Source organism: Dickeya lacustris (genome assembly GCF_029635795.1).
GTDB classification, from domain to species: domain Bacteria; phylum Pseudomonadota; class Gammaproteobacteria; order Enterobacterales; family Enterobacteriaceae; genus Dickeya; species Dickeya lacustris.
In genome coordinates, this window is sequence record NZ_CP114280.1 from 437,591 (window position 1) to 458,244 (window position 20,654).

Here is a 20,654-nt window from a genome sequence, read left to right on the forward strand (position 1 = left end):
CCGCGAGAGTCAAAACACGCATCAGGGAGACCAAAAAATGAGTGATGAGCGTCATCAACAGCGCCAGCAGCGCCTGAAAGAACACGTGGATGCCCGCATTGCCGCCGCGACTGAACAACGGGGTATCCTGATGGTGTTCACCGGTAACGGGAAAGGCAAAACCACTGCGGCGTTCGGCACCGTTACCCGAGCCGTCGGCCATGGGCGACGCGCCGGGGTTATTCAGTTTATCAAAGGCGAGTGGCCGAACGGCGAGAAGGCGCTGCTGCAACAACACGGCGTCGAATTTCAGGTCATGGCGACAGGTTTTACCTGGGATACGCAAAACCGCCAGACTGACACCGAAGCCGCAGAGCGCGTCTGGCAACACGGAATACGCATGCTGGCCGACCCAACGCTGGATCTCGTCGTGCTTGATGAACTGACGTATATGATAAGTTACGACTATTTACCGCGTCAGGCCGTTATTGATGCATTACAACAACGTCCGGCGCACCAAAGCGTGATTATTACTGGCCGGGGATGCCATCGTGAGTTACTTGAGCTTGCCGATACGGTGACGGAAATGCGGGCACAAAAACATGCCTTTGACGCCGGGATTCAGGCACAGCAGGGAATCGACTGGTAACATCGACAAAAGCCCCCGCATCTGCGAGGGCTTTTTTATATTCATCGTTTTCTGCATGCATCGGTAAAAAGCCGCTATCAGCAGGAACAGAAAGAATGCGCCAATTAGCCGTTACGTTTAGGAGCACTACGGCGACTGGCCGGACGATGGGACGCGCCCACCTGACTGTGGCGCTTAACCGCCCGACGAATCTGGTTCGCTTTAACGCGACGACGCTCACGTTCAACCGGTAATTTACTCACGGTTTCCGGTGATAACTGCACCAGTTCGCGCAAATAATTGACATCCGTCAGATTCATTTCCATCCAGCCGCCACGCGGCAAACCTTTCGGCAGATGAATATCACCATAACGAACCCGAATAAGGCGGCTAACCTGCACGCTCTACAGCTTCCCACAGGCGGCGTACTTCGCGATTGCGGCCTTCGGTAAGCGTAACGTTATACCACTGGTTAAGCCCCTCACCGCCCTGATAGCGAATGGAGCGGAAAGCCGCAGGGCCATCCTCCAGTTGCACGCCTTTACTGAGCTGGCGGACTTTATCGTCACCGACCTCGCCAAATACGCGCACCGCGTACTCACGCTCAACTTCGCGACTGGGGTGCATCAGGCGATTAGCCAGTTCACCATCCGTCGTAAACAGCAGCAAACCGGACGTGTTCACATCCAGTCGCCCAACGGCCACCCAACGCGACCCCTGAATACGCGGCAACCGGTCAAAAACCGTGGGTCGCCCTTCCGGGTCACTACGAGTACAGAGCTCACCTTCAGGTTTGTAATACATTAATACGCGGCAGACGTTCTCTTCACTTTCACGCACGGACACCACATGGCCATCGATACGAATTTTAGTCGCACGGCTCACTTCAACACGGTCGCCCAGTGTCGCTATTTTACCGTCAACGCTGATGCGCCCGGCTTCAATCATACTTTCAATTTCGCGGCGTGATCCGTGCCCTGCACGCGCCAACACTTTTTGCAATTTTTCGCTCATTGAGCAACCTCTGAGTGTCGCCTTCCCAGGCGTCGGTGGGGTGTCAGCGCAACCCAAAATCACGCTGACGCATCTTAAAATAAATGTATCTAAAAATAAGCAGTTACAACATTGCCGCGCATTATAGCCCGAACCCGGTTATTTGTATGCCGAATGTTATAGATTACAGAAACGGCGTCACATCGCCGGTTCCCTCACGAACAACTACCGGGGCGGACTCGGTCAAGTCAATCACGGTTGTCGGCTGTTGGCCGAGAAAACCGCCGTGAATCACCAGATCCACCAATTTCCCAAGCCGGTCTTGAATCTCTTCCGGGTCTGATTCTGCGAAATCATTACCGGGCAACATCAAGGTGGTTGACATCAACGGCTCATTGAGCGCCGCTAATAAGTCCAGCGCAATCGGATTCGACGGCACCCGCATGCCGATGGTTTTACGTTTGTCATTCATCAGCCGACGAGGAACTTCTTTGGTGGCTTTAAGAATAAACGTGTAATTGCCCGGCGTGTTATTTTTCATCAGCCGAAATGCGCTATTGTCAACGTAGGCATAAGATGACAACTCCGACAAATCACGGCACATCAGCGTAAAGTTATGGTTTTGGTCAAGCTGACGAATACGGCAAATGCGCTCCATCGCCGTCTTTTCTTCCAGCTTACATCCCAGCGCATACCCGGAATCCGTCGGGTAAACAATCACGCCGCCTTTATTGAGGATCTCGACACTCTGCGTAATCAAGCGTGGCTGTGGGTTTTGCGGGTGAATATAAAAAAACTGACTCATGCTACATCCTCTGCCTCATGAAAACGTACCGCTCATCGGCGGAGCGTAACGCCAGCGGCCTTGTTTAACTCTGTGTTTTACACTGTTTTATTACACTGTCGTTTTGCACGTCTGTTTGGCACGCACTGTGTTAGCACGTAGGTGTTAGCACATATGGTGTTAAAGCGCCTGGACCGAGGATTCAGCCAGCGCAGGGTGCTGCCAAACCGGCTCGACCCCGCCAGGCAGCCACAGTTTGCGCCCTAACTCTATCCAGGCACAAGGTTGATGAAAATCAGACCCTTGCGACGCCAATAACTGGTAATCTCGCGCATAACTCGCCAACAGTGAACGCTCATCCGGCGCCTGCTGGCATTGCGCCACTTCCATTGCCTCTCCGCCACACTCGGCAAAGGCGGCCAACAGCCGCTTGAGCCATTTAGCGCTCAAATCGTAGCGTCCGGGATGCGCCAACACTGCCACACCGCCTGACTGACGGATAGCCTTAACGGCATCAGGTATTGTACACCACTGTGGCGGGACATAACCGATTTTCCCTTTCGCCAGGTATTTTTTAAACACCTGTGCCACCGTTTGCGCCTTCCCCTGCTCAACCAGATAACGCGCAAAATGTCCTCGGGTTATCATTCCGCCTTGCGCCAGTTTTAACGCTCCAGCCAGCGCACCAGGAATCTGCGATTTTTCAAGGCGTTGAGCAATAAGCTCCGCACGTTGCCTGCGATAATGTGTTTGCGCCATCAGCAATTCGGTCAGCGCCGGATGCTGACTATCGCCGCCCAACCCAACGATATGAATCTCATGGTTTTCCCAAAGCGTAGAGATTTCCACTCCCGCTATCAGGCGTAGTGCCAGGGCATCGCGACGAATCGCAAGGCGGGCTTCTGCCAATGCCGCAACCGTATCGTGATCGGTTATGGCCAACACATTCACACGCATTGCCACCGCACGCTGTACCAACTCGGTCGGTGACAGCAGGCCGTCTGAAGCGGTCGTGTGGCTGTGCAGATCATATATTGTACAGGCAGGTAATGATGGCGATACGTCAGACAAGGTTATCTCTCATGCAAGGGATATCAGCGCGGCATGATGCCATTAAGTCGGCCAAAGGGAAAACGGAACGCGGGTCAAACGGTTATTTTTCTGGTAAGTCCTTACCGTATCGTATGTTTGGTAAGAGAAGAAATAACACACGCCCCATGAAATGTTGTTGACTTCAGCGCGGCGTTCCAGTTAACTAGTACACAAGTTCAGGCAACCATACTGATAAGGACAATGGCCATGCAAAACATCATGACACTGAAAAACACGCTCGGTTGGTGGCGCTTTTCCCTGTAACGGGCAAAGTGATGCGCATAGCCATTTTCTGACATGCTTATCCAAAAGCCCGCTGTAGCGGGTTTTTTTATGGACAAAATACGAGTAGATATCATGCAAACACCACAACCCGAGATAGAACTGCTTAAGGCCGATGCGCAATACCGCAACGACCCCAGCGCGATGTTTCATCAGTTGTGCGCTAACCGTCCAGCGACGCTGCTGCTGGAGTCGGCAGAAATCGACAGTAAGCAAAATCTGCAAAGCCTGCTGATTGTCGATAGCGCATTGCGCATCACCGCGCTTGGCCAGCAGGTCTCGATTGAAGCGCTCACGCCGAATGGCGCATCGTTACTACCGCTGCTGGATAAGGCGCTGCCTGCGAGCGTTAAGATACAAGCGGGCACGGATAGCCGTGAACTCACCTTCCCGGCAACCGACATCATGCAAGATGAAGACGCGCGCTTACAGGCACTATCCGTGTTTGATGCCCTGCGCCAGCTCTTAAAGCTGGTCGTCTGCCCTGCCGACGAGCGTGAAGCGATGTTTCTGGGTGGACTGTTTGCCTACGATCTGGTGGCCGGTTTTGAAAGCCTGCCGCCGCTTACACAGCAGCAACGTTGCCCGGATTACTGCTTTTATCTGGCAGAAACCTTACTGGTGGTCGATCACCAGCAACGTCGCACCCATTTACAAGCCAGCCTGTTTACGCCACACGCATCAGAGCGCCAGCGCCTGCAACAACGTCTGGCGCAATTGCAACATCTGTTAACGCAACCGGCACCGGCGTTGCCACAGCAGGCGCTTGACAGCATGACGCTCACTTGTAATCAAAGTGATGACGAATTCGGTGCGGTCGTCAGCCAAATGCAACAGGCCATTCGCATCGGTGAGATTTTTCAGGTGGTACCGTCACGGCGTTTTTCATTACCGTGCCCCTCGCCGCTGTCAGCCTATCAGACGCTAAAAGACAGTAATCCAAGCCCTTACATGTTCTATATGCAGGATAAAGATTTCACGCTGTTTGGCGCATCACCCGAGAGCTCGCTCAAGTACGATGCGGCCACGCGCCAGATAGAAATCTACCCGATCGCGGGCACCCGCCCACGCGGTCGTCGGGCCGATGGTTCGCTGGACCGCGATCTTGACAGCCGAATTGAGCTGGAAATGCGCACTGACCATAAAGAACTGGCGGAACACCTGATGTTGGTTGACCTCGCGCGTAACGATCTGGCACGCATTTGCGAACCCGGCAGTCGTTATGTGGCCGATTTGACCAAGGTTGATCGCTACTCGTTTGTCATGCATCTGGTTTCCCGCGTCGTCGGCACGCTGCGCGCAGATCTTGATGTGCTCCACGCCTATCGCGCCTGCATGAACATGGGCACCCTGAGCGGCGCGCCTAAAGTGCGCGCCATGCAGCTGATTGCCGAAAGCGAGAAAACCCGTCGCGGCAGCTACGGCGGTGCCGTAGGGTACTTCACGGCACGTGGCGACCTTGATACCTGTATCGTCATTCGCTCGGCCTACGTTGAAGACGGCATCGCCACCGTACAGGCTGGTGCTGGCGTCGTGCTCGATTCCCAGCCGCAAGCCGAAGCCGATGAAACCCGAAATAAAGCCCGCGCGGTTCTGCGCGCCATTGCCAGTGCGCATCACGCCAGGGAGGTGTTCTGATGGCCGATATCCTGTTGCTCGATAATATCGACTCCTTTACCTACAACCTGGTTGACCAGCTGCGCGCCAGCGGCCATCAGGTGGTGGTATACCGTAATCAATTACCGGCTGACGTCATCATCCAGCGCTTACAGCAGATGGAAAACCCGGTACTGATGCTCTCTCCTGGCCCCGGCACCCCCTCAGAGGCCGGTTGTATGCCTGCGCTATTGCAACGTCTGCGCGGCCAATTGCCGATTATTGGCATTTGTCTGGGTCATCAGGCGATTGTGGAAGCTTACGGCGGGCATGTCGGTCAGGCCGGTGAAATCCTGCACGGTAAAGCGTCCAGCATTGAGCATGACGGCTGTGCCATGTTCGCCGGGTTGCCCAACCCGCTGCCGGTAGCACGCTATCACTCGCTGGTCGGCAGCAACATTCCCGACGAGTTGGTCGTGAACGCGCGGTTTAACGGTATGGTAATGGCGGTTCGCCACGATGAGCACCGCGTTTGCGGGTTTCAGTTCCATCCCGAATCCATCCTCACGACTCAGGGTGCGCGTCTGCTTAATCAGACGCTCGACTGGGCGCTGGCCTAAGCACGGGAGAAATTTATGCAACACATTCTTGAAAAACTCTACGGTGCCGAGGTGCTTACCCAGGCAGAAAGCCAGCAGCTTTTCGCGGCCATTATTCAGGGGCAACTTGAACCAACGCAACTGGCCGCCGCTCTGATCAGTATGAAAGTACGCGGCGAGCACCCGGATGAAATCGCCGGCGCGGCGCGGGCACTGCTAGACGATGCCAAAGCGTTTCCCCGCCCGGACTACCCGTTTGCCGATATTGTCGGCACCGGCGGCGATGGCACCAACAGTATTAATATTTCTACCGCCAGTGCGTTTGTTGCAGCGGCCTGCGGGCTAAAAGTCGCCAAACACGGCAATCGCAGCGTATCGAGCCGCTCCGGTTCGTCTGATTTGCTATCGGCCTTTGGCATCCAATTGGATATGGCGCCGGAAACATCGCGCCAGGCGCTGGACTCGCTTGGGGTGTGCTTTCTGTTCGCCCCGCAATACCACAGCGGCTTTCGCCATGCCATGCCGGTGCGCCAGCAGCTAAAAACGCGCACGGTATTCAACGTACTTGGCCCGCTAATCAACCCGGCGCGCCCGCCGCTGGCCTTGATAGGCGTCTACCATCCAGCGCTGGTTGAACCGATTGCCAAAACGCTGCATGTGCTGGGGTATCAGCGCGCCGCTGTCGTGCATGGCGGCGGTATGGATGAGGTGGCGATTCACGCGCCGACCACCGTGGCGGAACTGCGTAACGGCGACATTGAGACCTATCAGTTAACGCCGCAAGATTTTGGTCTGGACACCTTTGCGCTGCGCGATCTACAGGGCGGCACGCCGGAAGAAAACCGTGACATTCTGGCACGCTTGCTTCAGGGTAAAGGCGAGCTCGCACACGAGGCGGCTGTTGCGGCGAATGTCGCCTTGCTGATGAGACTCTTTGGGCAGGAAGACCTGCGGCATAACGCTCGGCAGGCGCTGGATGCTATTCATAGCGGTCTGGCGTATCAACGGGTGCTCGATCTCGCCGCTAAAAGGTAGCAAAAAGGACAGGAAACAGGAAAATGCAGGAAACCGTATTAACCAAAATTGTGCGCGACAAAGCGCAATGGATTGCCGAACGGCAGCAGCAACAACCGCTCGACACGTTTCTGTCACAGGTTGTGCCTAGCACCCGCGCATTCTATCAAGCGCTTAAGCAGGCCTCACCCGCGTTCATTCTGGAGTGTAAAAAAGCCTCCCCGTCAAAGGGGCTGATTCGCGCTGATTTTGACCCGGTGGCGATAGCGCAGGTTTATCAGGATTATGCTTCTGCCATTTCCGTGCTGACCGATGAGAAATATTTTCAGGGTGATTTTGCCTTCTTATCGCGTGTGAGTGCGGCGGTGCCGCAACCGGTGCTGTGCAAAGACTTTATTATCGATGCGTACCAAATTTATCTGGCGCGCTACTATCAGGCCGATGCCATTCTGTTGATGCTTTCCGTACTGGATGACGCCCAATACCACGCGCTTGCTGAGGTCGCACACAGTCTGAATATGGGCATTTTGACTGAGGTGAGCAACGATGAGGAGCGCCAGCGTGCGATTGCGCTAGGAGCCCGGGTCGTCGGCATCAACAACCGTGACCTGCGCGATCTGTCCATCGACCTGAATCGCACCCGCCTGCTCTCTCATGGCCTGTCGGATGAGGTCACGGTGATAAGCGAATCCGGCATCAGCCAATACGCCCAAATTCAACAACTGAGCCAGTATGCTAACGGCTTTCTCATTGGCAGCTCGCTGATGGCGCAGGAAAACCTGACGCAGGCCGTGCGTCAGGTCATTCTCGGTGACAACAAGGTGTGCGGATTGACCCGCCCAGACGATGCCGCTGCCGCCTATCAGGCCGGTGCGGTCTATGGCGGACTGATTTTTGTACCGCAATCACCGCGCCATGTGACAACGTCACAAGCACGTCAGGTGATGGCTGCCGCGCCGTTACGTTATGTCGGGGTGTTTCGTGATGCGCCCGTGAGCGACATTCTGACCACGGTGGCAACGCTTGGCCTTGCCGTGGTTCAGTTGCACGGCAAAGAAGATGGCGAATACATCGCCACGCTGCGCCAGCAATTGCCCACGCACTGCCAGATTTGGCAAGCACAAAGCGTTAATGGCACTCTGCCGCCGCTGACGATACCGCATGTCGATCGCGTGTTACTGGACAATGCGCAGGGTGGCAGCGGCCAGCGCTTTGATTGGTCATTGTTGACAGGCCCGGAGCTCAGTCAGGTCATGCTGGCGGGCGGCATTTCACCGCACAATGTCGCACAGGCCGCGCGCCTTGGCTGCGCCGGGCTGGACATCAACTCAGGCGTTGAATCACAACCGGGTATCAAAGACGCGCAAAAAATCGCCGCCGTCTTTCAGGCGCTGCGCACCATTCCGGCACGCCACCTTTTTCATGCATAACATAAGACAGGTTTAATGATGACGTTACTTAATCCCTATTTTGGTGAATTTGGTGGCCAGTACGTGCCACAAATCCTGATGCCGGCACTGCGTCAGTTGGAAGAAGCGTTTGTCAGTGCGCAGCGTGATCCCGACTTTCAGGCGCAATTTAGCGATCTGCTGAAAAATTACGCTGGCCGGCCAACCGCGCTGACCCGTTGCCAAAACCTGACCGCCGGCACGCGAACCAGGCTCTATCTCAAACGTGAAGATCTGCTGCATGGCGGCGCACATAAAACCAATCAGGTTCTGGGGCAGGCACTGCTCGCCAAACGAATGGGCAAAAGTGAGATTATTGCCGAAACCGGCGCGGGGCAGCACGGCGTGGCGACGGCTCTGGCCTGTGCCTTGCTGGGCCTGAAATGCCGGGTGTATATGGGGGCGAAGGATGTAGAACGCCAGTCGCCTAACGTGTTCCGTATGCGCCTGATGGGTGCAGAAGTGATTCCGGTGCATAGCGGCTCTGCGACATTGAAAGATGCCTGTAACGAAGCGCTGCGTGACTGGTCTGGCAGCTACGAGAACGCACATTATCTGCTGGGCACGGCCGCCGGCCCGCACCCTTACCCCACCATGGTGCGCGAATTCCAGCGCATGATTGGCGAAGAAACCAAGGTGCAGATAAAAGAGCAGGAAGGCCGACTGCCAGACGCAGTGATAGCCTGCGTTGGCGGCGGTTCGAACGCAATTGGTATGTTTGCGGATTTCATTGATGAAACCTCCGTTCAACTGATCGGGGTTGAGCCGGCCGGGTTGGGGATTGAATCAGGTCATCACGGCGCTCCGCTCAAGCATGGTCGGGTCGGCATCTATTTTGGTATGAAATCCCCCATGATGCAGACTGACGACGGTCAAATCGAAGAGTCCTACTCCATTTCGGCCGGGCTGGATTTCCCCTCCGTCGGCCCACAACATGCGCACCTCAATAGCATTGGCCGCGCAGATTATGTCTCTATTACCGATGATGAAGCGCTGGATGCTTTCCGCGCGCTATCACGTCATGAAGGTATTATTCCGGCGCTGGAGTCATCCCATGCCCTGGCGTATGCGTTGAAAATGATTAAGGCCGACCCCGAAAAAGAACAAATTCTGGTGGTTAACCTGTCTGGTCGCGGTGATAAAGACATCTTTACCGTTCACGATATTTTGAAATCCCGGGGAGAATTTTGATGGAGCGCTACCACACACTGTTTAAGGCACTGTCGGCAAAACAGGAAGGTGCCTTCGTCCCCTTTGTCACGCTGGGCGACCCTTCGCCTGAACTGTCACTGCAAATTATTGATGCGCTGGTGGAAGCCGGTGCCGATGCACTGGAGTTAGGCATTCCGTTTTCCGATCCGCTCGCTGATGGGCCAACCATTCAAAACGCCACACTGCGAGCCTTTGCCGCCGGCGTCACGCCCGCACACTGCTTTGAGTTACTTGCCAGCGTGCGCCAGAAGTACCCGTCACTGCCGATAGGCCTGCTGATGTATGCCAATCTGGTGTTTAGCAACGGCATCGACGCGTTTTACCAGCGCTGTGCCGAAACCGGCGTAGACTCGGTGCTGGTCGCCGATGTGCCGCTAGAGGAATCCGCGCCATTCCGTCAGGCCGCGATGAAACACGGCATCGCGCCAATTTTTATCTGCCCCCCTAATGCAGACGATGATTTGCTGCGTGAAATCGCCTCGTTTGGCCGAGGCTATACCTATTTACTCTCACGGGCGGGCGTGACCGGCTCGGAAACACGTGCGCAATTGCCCCTGCACCACCTGCTGGAAAAATTGCAGGAGTACAATGCTGCGCCTGCGCTGCTCGGTTTCGGTATTTCGGAGCCTGGGCAAGTGAGTGACGCGCTGGCCTGTGGCGCGGCGGGGGCCATTTCCGGTTCCGCGATAGTCAAAATCATTGAGCAATACCACACCACGCCCGATGACATGCTCGCCAGGCTGACGGCCTTTGTTCGCGAGATGAAAGCCGCCACCCGCCTGCGCTAATCGCTGATACATCGCCGTTCATACACGTCCATCGTTAACGCCATCGCCATACCGGTGATGGCGTTTTTTATTATCAATATGACGCGTGCGCGGCCCAACCCACCGTCCCGGCCCGTTACCCCGTCATGATGACGCATCAAAAACCTGCGCCACGTCACAAAATGAAAAACTCATTCACAACTATGTGGCAAATGTGTGGTCAAAAAAGCGGGTAACAAAGAACACTGACTGGAGGTTATTCAATTATTATTAAGTGACTCGATATTGATATTTGTAATAAAATAATTCCAATCAAGCAATACAGCAAAGAAATGTCACATATTTTTATTGAAACACTGTTTTATTCCCTCAAACACAGTTTGGTGATGCTGTAAATGACAGCCGTCACACTATGAAACTGCTTTTCATTTTTGCCATTTACTGTCCTCGATCACACATTTGTAAGCAGAGATAAATAAGAATGTCTGTGTGCCGCGTCGTTCGATATGGTGCAACAACAAATAAAAATGATTTCTTAAATGATCTCTGAGAGGGTTATGACGATGAAATTTAAAATTCTGACAGTGATGGTGGCGTCTTTAGTAAGTATGAGTTCAATGGCGGTGACATTTGACTACCGTCATGAGATGAAAGATAACTCGAAAGGGAACCATCAGGATCGCCTGTTGATTTCCCATCGCTTTGAGAACGGTTTTGGTCTGTCTTCTGAAGTGAAGTGGAAACAGTCTGATAAAGATCAGACACCAAATAAGGTGTATCACGAACAAGTCAGCAACGGTACTGAAGTTACTGCCAGCTACCTGTACAAATTTAACAAAATGTTCAGCACTGAAGCAGGTTTCAACTTAGTTTCAGACAGTACAACTAACAACTATCGTCCTTACATTAAAGGTGGTGTGAGCATTACAGACAACCTGTATTATAACCTGCGTTATCGCCCATTCTATAAGCGCTATAGCGGTAATATTGCATCTACTAATAATGCTGACACTACAATGAAAGGTTATACGATCACCAGCACACTGGGTTATAAATTCCTGGACAACTTCACTGTTGAATATGAGCTGGAGTATAACAAAAATACTAAAGCAGGAGCTTTCGGTTATATTGCCGACAAGGATAATGATAACTTCACTCATGACGTGAAACTGTCTTACAAAATTGATAAAAACTGGACACCGTATGTTCAGGTTGCCAATGTCGAAGATACCGACAAAAATAAAGGTGATCGCCAGACTCGCTACCGTGTAGGTGTACAGTACAACTTCTAATTCTGTTTAATCAGCAGATGATAAAAAAGGCGGAACATCAGTTCCGCCTTTTTTTATGCTGTCGCTGTACTTAGAATTTATAGCCAAACCCAAACATAAATACCCACGGGTCGAGGCGGGTTTTAATGCTTTGATCCTGACCGTTAGCTTTAAACTTCACGGTGGTGTCTATATCCATCCACCACACGGACATATTCAGCAGCCAGTTTTTATTCAGGTTGTAATCCAGACCCGCCTGCGCCGCCACACCCCAGGAGTTTTTCAGGCTGAGGTCAGTCAGCGCGCCATCCAGATTTTGGGTAAATTTCTCACCAAAGAAGGTGGTGTAATTCAGGCCCGCGCCAACGTATGGGCGCAGCTTATCCGTACCTTCGCCGAAGTAGTACTGCGCCATTAACGTCGGCGGCAGGTGTTTTACCTTGGCAATATTGCCAAGCCCCGCTAACCCGACTTTATGCTGGAACGGCGTAGCCGCCAATAATTCCACACCGATGTTATCGGTGAACATATAACCGGCAGTTAACCCCAACTGGGTATTGTTATTCACGCTAAAAGAGCCACTGCCCAATACATCATCTGAACTTTCAACCGGACGAACGGTTGCGGTACCCGCACGGAAAATCACATCTCCCGCCTGGTGCGCCTGTGCCAGAGCAGGAATCATCGCAGCTGCTATCATCAATAAAGAAGACGTTTTCATTATCCACCCCTTTTGTATGGTTAATATCCGGGCGAACTATACCCATCAAGTGGTATTTTTGTTTTAACCCAGATCACATCTTGATAGGTTTTCTTCATTAATTACGGCATCCATCAAAATCGCGTAACTCCATAAAAAACAAAGAATTGATCTAAATCAAAAAGCGCACTTAAGGCGATTTGCACACCCGGCGCAAAAAAGCGGCACCGCATGGCGATGGCAGCGTAAATTTTATTTTTCCTCTCTCACTGTAACGGTGACGCCGATTGAGGCCGGTGGGTAATCAAACCATGAGTCATGCCATCCCCCCTTGCATAAGAAGAAAATGGACGGAGAAATAAGGCCTGCGATCGCGGGCGGGCGGCCTACGGTTTGCCTGCGTTGATAACAGCTGCCAGCCATGAGTTTGAATTGTAAACGCAGGAAAAATAACCAGATGATCAGACGTGACGTCAGGGTGCCACGGTGGAGCTGAACAGGTTACAATAGCGCGAGACACATTCTGTGACCACGCCCTATTGTCAACCTTTGCCAAGGAGTTTTCATGCCTATCACGGCCAGCAGGTTATACCGTGACACCTTGAATTTTACGCGTAATCAATCCGTTAGCATTTTAATGCTGGCATTGCTTAGTGCATTGATAACGGTGGTGCTCGGGCATCTACTGACCCCCAGCGCCGAGCAGTTACAACAACTCAGCAGCAGCCAGATTGATTTGTCTTCGATTGATCAACCAAGCCTTAGCGATATCATTCAGCAACTCTCACCCGAGCAGCAGATGATATTGCTCAAGGCCTCAGCCGCCGGAACACTGGCGACACTGGTTGGTAATGCGTTGTTAACCGGGGGCGTTTTGATGTTGATTCAGCAGGTGTCTGCGGGCTATCAAACCAGCGCGCTACGCGCCATCAGCGCCGCTGCGCCGTTTTTACCGCGCCTTTTTATGCTGATTCTGGTCTGCACCTTGCTGATTCAACTTGGCATGGTGCTGTTAGTGGTTCCGGGGATTTTACTTTCAGTCGCCCTTAGCATCTCACCGGTCATTGCCGTCACAGAAAGAAGCGGTCTTTTCGCCGCCATGCGCGCCAGCACAAAACTGGCCTTCGCGCATTTTCGCCAGACAGCGCCTGCGGTGCTATTGTGGCTACTGGCGAAGGTTGCCGTCTTGCTGTTGCTGGCTCGATTGCCTGTCTCTCCAACGCTGCTGGCCGTACTGTTAAATGGTGTTAGCAATATGCTGTCTGCGCTGTTGCTTGTTTATGTATTCCGCCTGTACATGCTGCTCAGGGGTTAACCGGTTGTGCCGTGGGGTGTACTGACGTCACGGCACCATGGCGTCGCCACCATGTCAAAGCAGGTAATGTTCTGCAAAGTGTTAGGATAAACCGGGAATCCGGTCGCGCAAATCGCGATAATCTTTCACAGTGTATTAGGTTAGCGGGTAAGTAATGGATTGGAAAAATGAAGCAACTAATTGATTTTATACCTCTTATTGTTTTTTTTGTTTGTTATAAGCTCTACGACATTTATGTTGCCTCCGGCGCGCTTATCGCGGCGACGGCGGCGGCCCTGCTTTTTAGCTGGCTGTTGTATCGCAAAGTCGAAAAAATGATGCTGGTCACTTTCTTGATGGTAGCCATATTTGGCACCCTGACGCTGGTGTTTCACAACGATCAGTTCATCAAGTGGAAAGTCACCCTCATTTATTCGCTGTTTGCGATTGCGTTGTTATTCAGCCAGTTTGTTATGAAAAAACCGCTGATTCAGCGCATGCTGGGTAAGGAGCTGTCTCTGCCGCAGGCCGTATGGGGTAAGCTGAATATTGCCTGGGCGCTGTTTTTTTTGCTGTGTGGCTGCGCCAACATCTATATTGCATTCTGGCTGCCACAAAGCGTCTGGGTTGATTTTAAAGTTTTCGGCCTCACCGGGCTGACGCTGATTTTTACGCTGCTTTGTGGCATCTATATTTATCGCCACTTACCCGCTGAACCGGGAAACACGGAAAATGAAGGCAAGAAATAACACGATAACCCTATTCCAACAGGCAAATTGGCAGAGGAATAGGATCGATACTGACTACCCACAAGTGGATGCATTGACTGTATGAGTAAACAAGATGCGCTGCCTCACGGCGAACTGGTATTAAGAACCCTGGCGATGCCCGCAGATACCAATGCGAATGGCGATATTTTCGGCGGCTGGTTGATGTCCCAGATGGATATTGGCGGCGCGATTCAGGCGAAAGAAATCGCCGAGGGGCGTGTCGTCACCGTACGCGTTGACGGAATGACGTTTCTCAAGCCGGTCGCCGTTGGCGATGTGGTTTGCTGCTACGCACGCTGTGTGCGTACCGGGCGTAGCTCAATGACCATCAACGTGGAAGTGTGGGTGAAAAAGGTTTCGACCGATCCTATCGGCCAACGCTACCGCGCTACGGAAGCCTTGTTTACCTACGTCGCCGTGGATGAAAACGGCAGGCCTCGCGACCTTCCTGCCGGGAAAAGTCACTTCGCCCCTGAACCGGCCTGATAAAAAAAAGCAGGCACTTTAGTTTTTACCGGTGCCTGCTCTTTTCCAACTTTTTATTTCCAACTGTTTATGCTGTTTATGCTTTTCCTGGCAGGCGATGCCTGCACCGCCCGCGACCGTTACGCTATGGCCATTTACTCCATCGCCGTGCCGCCATTGATTCTAAAGATAATCGTCACAACCAAATCTTTTCCCGGTTTATTCTCTTCATAGCGCCATTTGCGCATTGCCTGACGTATATCGCGCTCAAACATATTCGGTGGCTCTGCTGAGAGCACGCGAACATTATCGACCCGGCCTGAAGAATCCACATCGAACTGGATCTTGACCCGTCCCTCGATATGTAACGCAAACGCGCGTGCCGGGTACTCAGGCTGTACACGGCTTAATGCTTTGGGCCCGGAAGGCTGCGCCGGTGCCTGGCTGACGGGGGCTGCTTTCGGGCTGGGAGCCGGACTTGGCTGTGCAGCAACAGACGGCGCTACCGGGGTATCAGGCGGCGACTCTTTTACCACTTCCCTTTTCTTCACGGGCTTGGGCACAGGTTTAGGTTCCGGCTTCGGCTCAGGTTTGGGTTTCGGTTTAGGCTTTGGTACAGGTTCCGGTAACGGCAGCGCCACAGGCTCCGGCACTGGTACGGGTTCTGGCTGTATCTCTGGCGGCGTAACAGGTTCCGGCTCAGGTAACGCCTGGGGTTGCGCAGCAGGAATAGGCGCGGCCTCAAGTGGTGCCGTATTGACCATAACGACCTGAATCGGCTCCGGCATAGACGGCTGTTTGATTGACGTATGCAATGAGGCGAAAAGTAGCCCGGCAATCAAGCTGCCATGAAACCCCACCGAGGCCAGCATAGGCCAAGTGTAGCGGTGGGGAAGAAAAAATGTTTTCTGCGGCATAGTTATATGATGTCCTCTCACCGCTCAAGTTTAAATGCAAATGACAATCATATTCAATAGCAAGTGATCAATTCGACCGTTCATCACCACCCCGGCCCTTTTCTCTTCGTCATTCTCTCTATCTCCTGTATGCAGAGGATTAACGCCACTGTGCGCATCGCGTATGATGAGGCCCCACTTTACCGATTACTGTCGGCAAACGCACGGCAGAGCGAGGTTGATATGTTGTATGTGATTTATGCTACCGATGTCCCCGGCACGTTAGAGCAGCGTCTGGCCGCACGTCCTGCCCACCTGGCACGTTTGCAACAATTGCGCGATCAGGGTCGGTTGCTGACGGCCGGGCCATTACCGGCCATTGATAGCGAAGACCCGGGCCAGGCAGGGTTCACAGGCTCGCTAGTGATTGCTGAGTTCGACACTCTGGCAGCGGCGCAGCGTTGGGCGCAAGAAGACCCTTATATCCACGCCGGTGTTTACGAGAGCGTCAGCGTAAAACCCTTTAGAAAGGTTTTTTAATCTAAGCATGTAAAAATCAGCGGTATTAAATGTTAAAAATACCGCTGTTTACTTTCTGTTTATCTGAAATATTTTGGTCATTTACTGATGTTATGTTGACGGCAGTTTCTTTTCAGAGAGTTTACTACCATGTCAACACCCGCATCTGCCCTGTCACTATCGACCCCAGCGCGTACCGGCATGTTCGGTTGGTTTCGTCGCTATCGTCTTAGCTTTCTTTCGGGTTTGTTGTTAATCATCGGGTCATTTTCCCTGCTTCAGCTTTTATCCGTGGCCATGATCTCCACAACCATGCGCGATGTGCGTCAGGATAGCGCAGCCAATGAAGCCCTGCGTCAACAACAAGCGCTGATGGATCACGCACGCATGGAGGTCATGAATGCCAGCGACAAACTGAACCGCGCGGGCATCTATCTGATGTTTGATAAAGAAACCGGCTCTGTCGGCAGTTGGCATAGTCTGATGTCAGAAGCGGAAGCGTCGCTGACAAACGCCCAAGCGTATTACCAAAAACTGGAACAGTTCTCCGCCAATGCCCGCCATGATGCGGCCTTCGATGACCTGAAAAACAGTTACCAGCAGTTATATGCAGGCTTACTTGAACTGGCTGGCGGCATAAAAAAAACCAATGAAATCGATATTTTCTTTGCTGTGCCGATTCAGGCTTATCAAACCCAATTTACACAGAAATACGCCCGTTATTTACAAGACAACGATACCCAACAAAAACAGCATGCCCAACAGTTACTGAATAACCTGGATGCGACACACACCGTTTTTATGGTGGTATTAGGCTTACTGTTGGCGATATCACTGCTGGTGTGGCTGGGGGTAAATAAAGTCATTATTCATCCGCTAAAACGGATTACCGGGCATCTTAGCCGGATTGCCGACGGCGATTTATCACATCATATCGCGGCGGAAAAACAGGCTACACGTGAAATTAGCGTATTAAATGATAGCGTAATACAGATGCAAGGCGGGCTGGTGAAACTGATTCTTCAGGTTCGCCAGGGCATGGAAACCATGATGCAGCAAGTCAGCCACGTCGCGGCTGATAACCATCAGCTTTCGGAACAAGCGCATCATCAGTCTGAAGAGCTGCGCATGGCCACAGAGCATATCGTTCAGTTAAGCGCGCACCTTGAACGTAACACCCGGCACACCCAGCAAGCCAGTCATCATGCCCATGAGACGAGCCAGATTGCCGAACAGGGTGAGACCATGATGAATGACGTCAAGCTGGCGATGCAAAATATCTCCGGGCGTAGCCGTGAAATGACAGAGGTGATTTCCCTTATCGAGAATGTCGCCTTTCAAACACATATTCTGTCGCTTAATGCCGCTATCGAGGCCGCTCGCGCAGGCGAAATGGGCAAAGGTTTCTCCGTCGTCGCGCGTGAAGTCGGCATGCTGGCCTCACAAAGCAGCCATTCAGCGCAGAATATCAACGGGCTCATCCGCGAATCCGATAGCAGCGTGGCAACCGGTGCCAGGCTGGTCGGCAGCCTGAATGAAAGCTTGCAGGAGATCATTCAGGCCGCCAGAGACACCAGCGCATTTCTTAATGAAATGAATGAAATATCTCATCATCAAAATCAGAGCATTCATGACGTGACCCACCGGATTAGCTCGCTCAATGAAACGGTCAAACAGAATGCCATGCAGGTAGCAACCTCTGCGGCGACCTGTGAACACATGCTGCAACAGGCAGAACAACTGAATCACTCCGTCACGCTATTCCGCCTGCCTTTACCCACACAGCACGATGAACCGTTGCTTACCGACAACCACGACACCGGCGCGGCCAGTCACAAACTGCCCCCGTCATCGATAGCCACCACACGCTTACAACAGCCGGTAAGCGGCATACCCGCAATAATTGCGCCAGCCGGTTAAATAAAAAGGCCCAACGACAGCACGATGTACGTTGGGCCTTTTTCAAACCTACCGCGTTCACCACTCGTAGGCGACCGCATACAACAGGGCGCGGCGCTGCTGCTTTTGATGCAAATAACGGGCATGGTGAATGTGGCGATAGCCACGTGACTGGGCTTCAAGCCAGCGGGCGCGACGGCGCTGTGTCTGGCGTTGCATACGCCAACGGCTGACTTCATTGCGGCTGCGTTTCATAACTCGACTCTTCTCATCAACGAAAGTAAACCTGCCGCAACCGTCATACTGGCTGTTACGCATCAGGCGAGCTGATACGAACGCAACCCGACAACAGGCGCAAGCAAAAGCGCCCTTATTATATTCACTTGCCCCGGTGCGCCAAGCACCTTATGCAGATTTCCTGCCCCTTTCGAGGTATGGCCCGCTATAGTATTCAGACTCCGGGGCTTTCCCCTGCGACCAACACCCCCTACACTGACCACTGACGACATAAAACGACTGACAGCCTGACGCATTAGCAACAAGGCTTAATCCGACCGGCGAGTGACTGTACAATCTTGTTATGACAACCTTTTATACCGTACTCAGTGGATTACTGGTTTTTAGCTACTGGCTGTTAGTGGCCAGTATAACCCTACGCATTTTAATGAAACGGCGGGCCGTGCCTTCGGCGATGGCATGGCTGCTGGTTATCTATATTTTACCGCTGGTCGGTATCGTTGCTTATTTACTGTTTGGCGAGTTGCATCTGGGGAAACAGCGGGCGGAGCGCGCAAAGAAAATGTGGCCGGTCACGGCGCAATGGCTGCGTGAATTAGCAGAATATCGGCGTATTTTTGCCAGCGAAAATAGCGAGGTTGCCCGTTCGCTATTTCAGCTCTGTGAACGACGTCAGGGGATTGGCGGCATCAAGGGCAACCAATTACAGTTGCTGACCTCCTGCGAGGATACGCTGAAGACGCTGGTGCGAGACATTGAGCTCGCGCGCAGTAATATCGAGATGGTGTTCTACATCTGGCAAACCGGCGGGCTGGTTGATCGGGTGATGGATGCGCTGCTCGCCGCCGCGCGCCGGGGCGTGCAATGCAGAATTCTGCTGGACTCTGCCGGAAGCGTACAATTTTTCCACAGCACCTATCCGCACCTGATGCGAGAAGCCGGCATTAGTGTGGTTGAAGCCCTGCAGGTTAACTTATTGCGTGCTTTCCTGCGTCGCATGGATCTACGCCAGCACCGCAAGGTGGTGCTGATTGATAACCGCATCGCCTATACCGGCAGCATGAATATGGTTGACCCCCGTTATTTTAAACAAGACTCCGGGGTCGGCCAGTGGATTGACCTGATGGTGCGAATTGAAGGCCCGGTCAGTACCACCATGGGCATTGTTTACAGCCAGGACTGGGAGATGGAAACCGGCCAGCGCCTGGCACCGCCGCCGCCGGATGTCAACATCATGCCTTTTGAGCAAGAGCGCGGCCACACCGTTCAGGTTATCGCATCCGGCCCCGGTTATCCTGAAGAGATGATCCATCAGGCGCTGTTAACCGCCGTCTATTCCGCCCGTCAGCAGTTAATTATGACTACGCCCTATTTTGTTCCCAGTGACGACCTGCTGCACGCTATCTGTACCGCCGCACAGCGTGGCGTAGATGTCAGTATTATCGTGCCGGGAAAAAACGATTCAGTGATGGTTGGCTGGGCCTGTAAAGCCTTTTTCAGCGAATTGCTGGCAGCCGGTGTTAAGGTTTATCTGTTTGAAGGCGGGCTGCTACATACCAAGAGCGTACTGGTCGATGGGCAATTAAGTCTGGTCGGCACCGTCAATCTGGACATGCGCAGCCTGTGGCTAAATTTCGAGATAACCCTGGTCATTGACGACGATGGATTCGGCACCGATTTGGCCTGCGTACAAGAAGATTATATCTCTCATTCGCGGCGGCTTAATGCCAATGAGTGGCTGACACGCCCCTACTGGCAGCGAATTATTGAGCGCTTGTTTTACTTTTTCAGCCCATTACTGTAATCACATCGCCCTTCATGCTCTAATACCGTATTACGTATTAACAGGAATGCGGTATGGATTTAAATAATCGCCTGACAGAAGATGAAACGCTGGAACAGGCCTATGATATTTTTCTGGAGCTAGCGCCAGACAACCTTGACCCGGCAGACATTCTGCTGTTTAACCTGCAATTTGAGGAACGCGGCGGTGCAGAATTATACGACCCGGCCCCGGACTGGCAGGAGCATGTTGACGTTGACCTGAACCCGGATTTTTTTGCTGAGGTGGTGATTGGCCTGGCGGAGCAAGACGGCGAAGAAATTAATGATATCTTTGCCCGCATTCTGATTTGCCGGGAAAAAGACCATAAACAATGCCACATTTTGTGGAAAGAATAACCACCGGTCGGCAATAAGGGCGAAAAAC

18 protein-coding genes, 2 pseudogenes and 1 other annotated feature are annotated in these 20,654 nt (G+C 52.8%); of the genes and pseudogenes, 14 read left to right on the forward strand and 6 right to left on the reverse strand.

What is annotated here, in order from left to right; all coding sequences use genetic code 11:
• Positions 1-37 precede the first annotated feature (37 nt).
• Positions 38-628, forward strand: a complete 591-nt coding sequence (gene cobO, locus O1Q98_RS01970; RefSeq protein ID WP_125259559.1) for a cob(I)yrinic acid a,c-diamide adenosyltransferase — start codon at positions 38-40, stop codon at positions 626-628.
• A gap of 104 nt (positions 629-732) precedes the next feature.
• Here the strand turns inward: cobO and rluB are convergent.
• The 3 genes and pseudogenes from rluB to rnm all read right to left on the reverse strand — a co-directional run bounded on the left by rluB (position 733) and on the right by rnm (position 3,455).
• Positions 733-1,621, reverse strand: a pseudogene (gene rluB, locus O1Q98_RS01975) (23S rRNA pseudouridine(2605) synthase RluB).
• 163 nt (positions 1,622-1,784) lie between these two features.
• Positions 1,785-2,405 carry an L-threonylcarbamoyladenylate synthase gene (locus O1Q98_RS01980; RefSeq protein ID WP_125259561.1) on the reverse strand — a complete coding sequence of 207 codons (621 nt, stop codon included), beginning with the start codon at positions 2,403-2,405 and terminating at the stop codon, positions 1,785-1,787.
• 159 nt (positions 2,406-2,564) lie between these two features.
• Complete coding sequence (gene rnm, locus O1Q98_RS01985; protein WP_125259562.1) at positions 2,565-3,455, reverse strand: RNase RNM; 891 nt, start codon at positions 3,453-3,455, stop codon at positions 2,565-2,567.
• Between the two features lie 258 nt (positions 3,456-3,713).
• Positions 3,714-3,811, forward strand: a sequence feature (Trp leader region).
• A 22-nt stretch (positions 3,812-3,833) separates the two neighbouring features.
• Between rnm and O1Q98_RS01990 the strand changes: the two genes are divergently transcribed.
• The 6 genes and pseudogenes from O1Q98_RS01990 (at position 3,834) to O1Q98_RS02015 (ending at position 11,686) form a co-directional block, all read left to right on the forward strand.
• Complete coding sequence (locus O1Q98_RS01990; RefSeq protein ID WP_125259563.1) at positions 3,834-5,396, forward strand: anthranilate synthase component 1; 1,563 nt, start codon at positions 3,834-3,836, stop codon at positions 5,394-5,396.
• A pseudogene (gene trpD / locus O1Q98_RS01995) lies at positions 5,396-6,988 on the forward strand (bifunctional anthranilate synthase glutamate amidotransferase component TrpG/anthranilate phosphoribosyltransferase TrpD). The gene O1Q98_RS01990 and the pseudogene trpD overlap by 1 nt, the downstream one beginning before the upstream one ends.
• 23 nt (positions 6,989-7,011) lie before the next feature.
• Positions 7,012-8,397, forward strand: a complete 1,386-nt coding sequence (gene trpCF, locus O1Q98_RS02000; RefSeq protein WP_125259566.1) for a bifunctional indole-3-glycerol-phosphate synthase TrpC/phosphoribosylanthranilate isomerase TrpF — start codon at positions 7,012-7,014, stop codon at positions 8,395-8,397.
• A 15-nt stretch (positions 8,398-8,412) separates the two neighbouring features.
• A complete protein-coding gene (trpB, locus tag O1Q98_RS02005) occupies positions 8,413-9,606 on the forward strand; it encodes a tryptophan synthase subunit beta (protein WP_164512991.1) in 1,194 nt (397 codons plus the stop codon).
• On the forward strand, positions 9,606-10,415 hold the full coding sequence (gene trpA / locus O1Q98_RS02010) for a tryptophan synthase subunit alpha (RefSeq protein WP_125259568.1): 810 nt from the start codon (positions 9,606-9,608) through the stop codon (positions 10,413-10,415). The genes trpB and trpA overlap by 1 nt, the downstream gene beginning before the upstream one ends.
• Positions 10,416-10,957: 542 nt before the next feature.
• On the forward strand, positions 10,958-11,686 hold the full coding sequence (locus O1Q98_RS02015; protein ID WP_125259569.1) for an oligogalacturonate-specific porin KdgM family protein: 729 nt from the start codon (positions 10,958-10,960) through the stop codon (positions 11,684-11,686).
• Positions 11,687-11,756: 70 nt separating this feature from the next.
• Here O1Q98_RS02015 and ompW read toward each other — a convergent pair whose 3' ends face one another.
• Complete coding sequence (gene ompW, locus O1Q98_RS02020) at positions 11,757-12,386, reverse strand: outer membrane protein OmpW (RefSeq protein ID WP_125259570.1); 630 nt, start codon at positions 12,384-12,386, stop codon at positions 11,757-11,759.
• Between the two features lie 544 nt (positions 12,387-12,930).
• Between ompW and O1Q98_RS02025 the strand changes: the two genes are divergently transcribed.
• From O1Q98_RS02025 to yciA, 3 genes are all read left to right on the forward strand, one after another.
• Positions 12,931-13,680, forward strand: coding sequence for a YciC family protein (locus tag O1Q98_RS02025; RefSeq protein ID WP_125259571.1), 750 nt, complete (start codon positions 12,931-12,933; stop codon positions 13,678-13,680).
• 167 nt (positions 13,681-13,847) lie between these two features.
• Positions 13,848-14,408 (forward strand): septation protein A, encoded by a 561-nt coding sequence (locus tag O1Q98_RS02030; protein ID WP_125259572.1) that lies wholly within the window; start codon positions 13,848-13,850, stop codon positions 14,406-14,408.
• An 81-nt stretch (positions 14,409-14,489) separates the two neighbouring features.
• A complete protein-coding gene (yciA, locus tag O1Q98_RS02035) occupies positions 14,490-14,915 on the forward strand; it encodes an acyl-CoA thioester hydrolase YciA (protein WP_125259573.1) in 426 nt (141 codons plus the stop codon).
• A 134-nt stretch (positions 14,916-15,049) separates the two neighbouring features.
• On the opposite strand, the gene tonB is transcribed toward yciA, so the two are convergent.
• Positions 15,050-15,811: a TonB system transport protein TonB gene (gene tonB / locus O1Q98_RS02040; RefSeq protein WP_125259574.1), complete on the reverse strand. Its 762-nt coding sequence runs from the start codon at positions 15,809-15,811 to the stop codon at positions 15,050-15,052.
• 222 nt (positions 15,812-16,033) lie between these two features.
• On the opposite strand from tonB, the gene O1Q98_RS02045 reads away from it, so the two are divergent.
• Together O1Q98_RS02045 and O1Q98_RS02050 are read left to right on the forward strand one after the other, a co-directional pair.
• Positions 16,034-16,330, forward strand: a complete 297-nt coding sequence (locus O1Q98_RS02045; protein ID WP_125259580.1) for a YciI family protein — start codon at positions 16,034-16,036, stop codon at positions 16,328-16,330.
• 150 nt (positions 16,331-16,480) lie between these two features.
• Positions 16,481-18,229, forward strand: coding sequence for a methyl-accepting chemotaxis protein (locus O1Q98_RS02050; protein WP_125259581.1), 1,749 nt, complete (start codon positions 16,481-16,483; stop codon positions 18,227-18,229).
• Between the two features lie 57 nt (positions 18,230-18,286).
• Here O1Q98_RS02050 and O1Q98_RS02055 read toward each other — a convergent pair whose 3' ends face one another.
• A complete protein-coding gene (locus O1Q98_RS02055) occupies positions 18,287-18,463 on the reverse strand; it encodes a YciY family protein (RefSeq protein WP_125259575.1) in 177 nt (58 codons plus the stop codon).
• A gap of 325 nt (positions 18,464-18,788) precedes the next feature.
• Between O1Q98_RS02055 and cls the strand changes: the two genes are divergently transcribed.
• Positions 18,789-20,249: a cardiolipin synthase gene (gene cls / locus O1Q98_RS02060; RefSeq protein ID WP_125259576.1), complete on the forward strand. Its 1,461-nt coding sequence runs from the start codon at positions 18,789-18,791 to the stop codon at positions 20,247-20,249.
• 53 nt (positions 20,250-20,302) lie between these two features.
• A complete protein-coding gene (locus O1Q98_RS02065; RefSeq protein ID WP_125259577.1) occupies positions 20,303-20,626 on the forward strand; it encodes an HI1450 family dsDNA-mimic protein in 324 nt (107 codons plus the stop codon).
• The last annotated feature ends 28 nt before the right edge of the window (positions 20,627-20,654 follow it).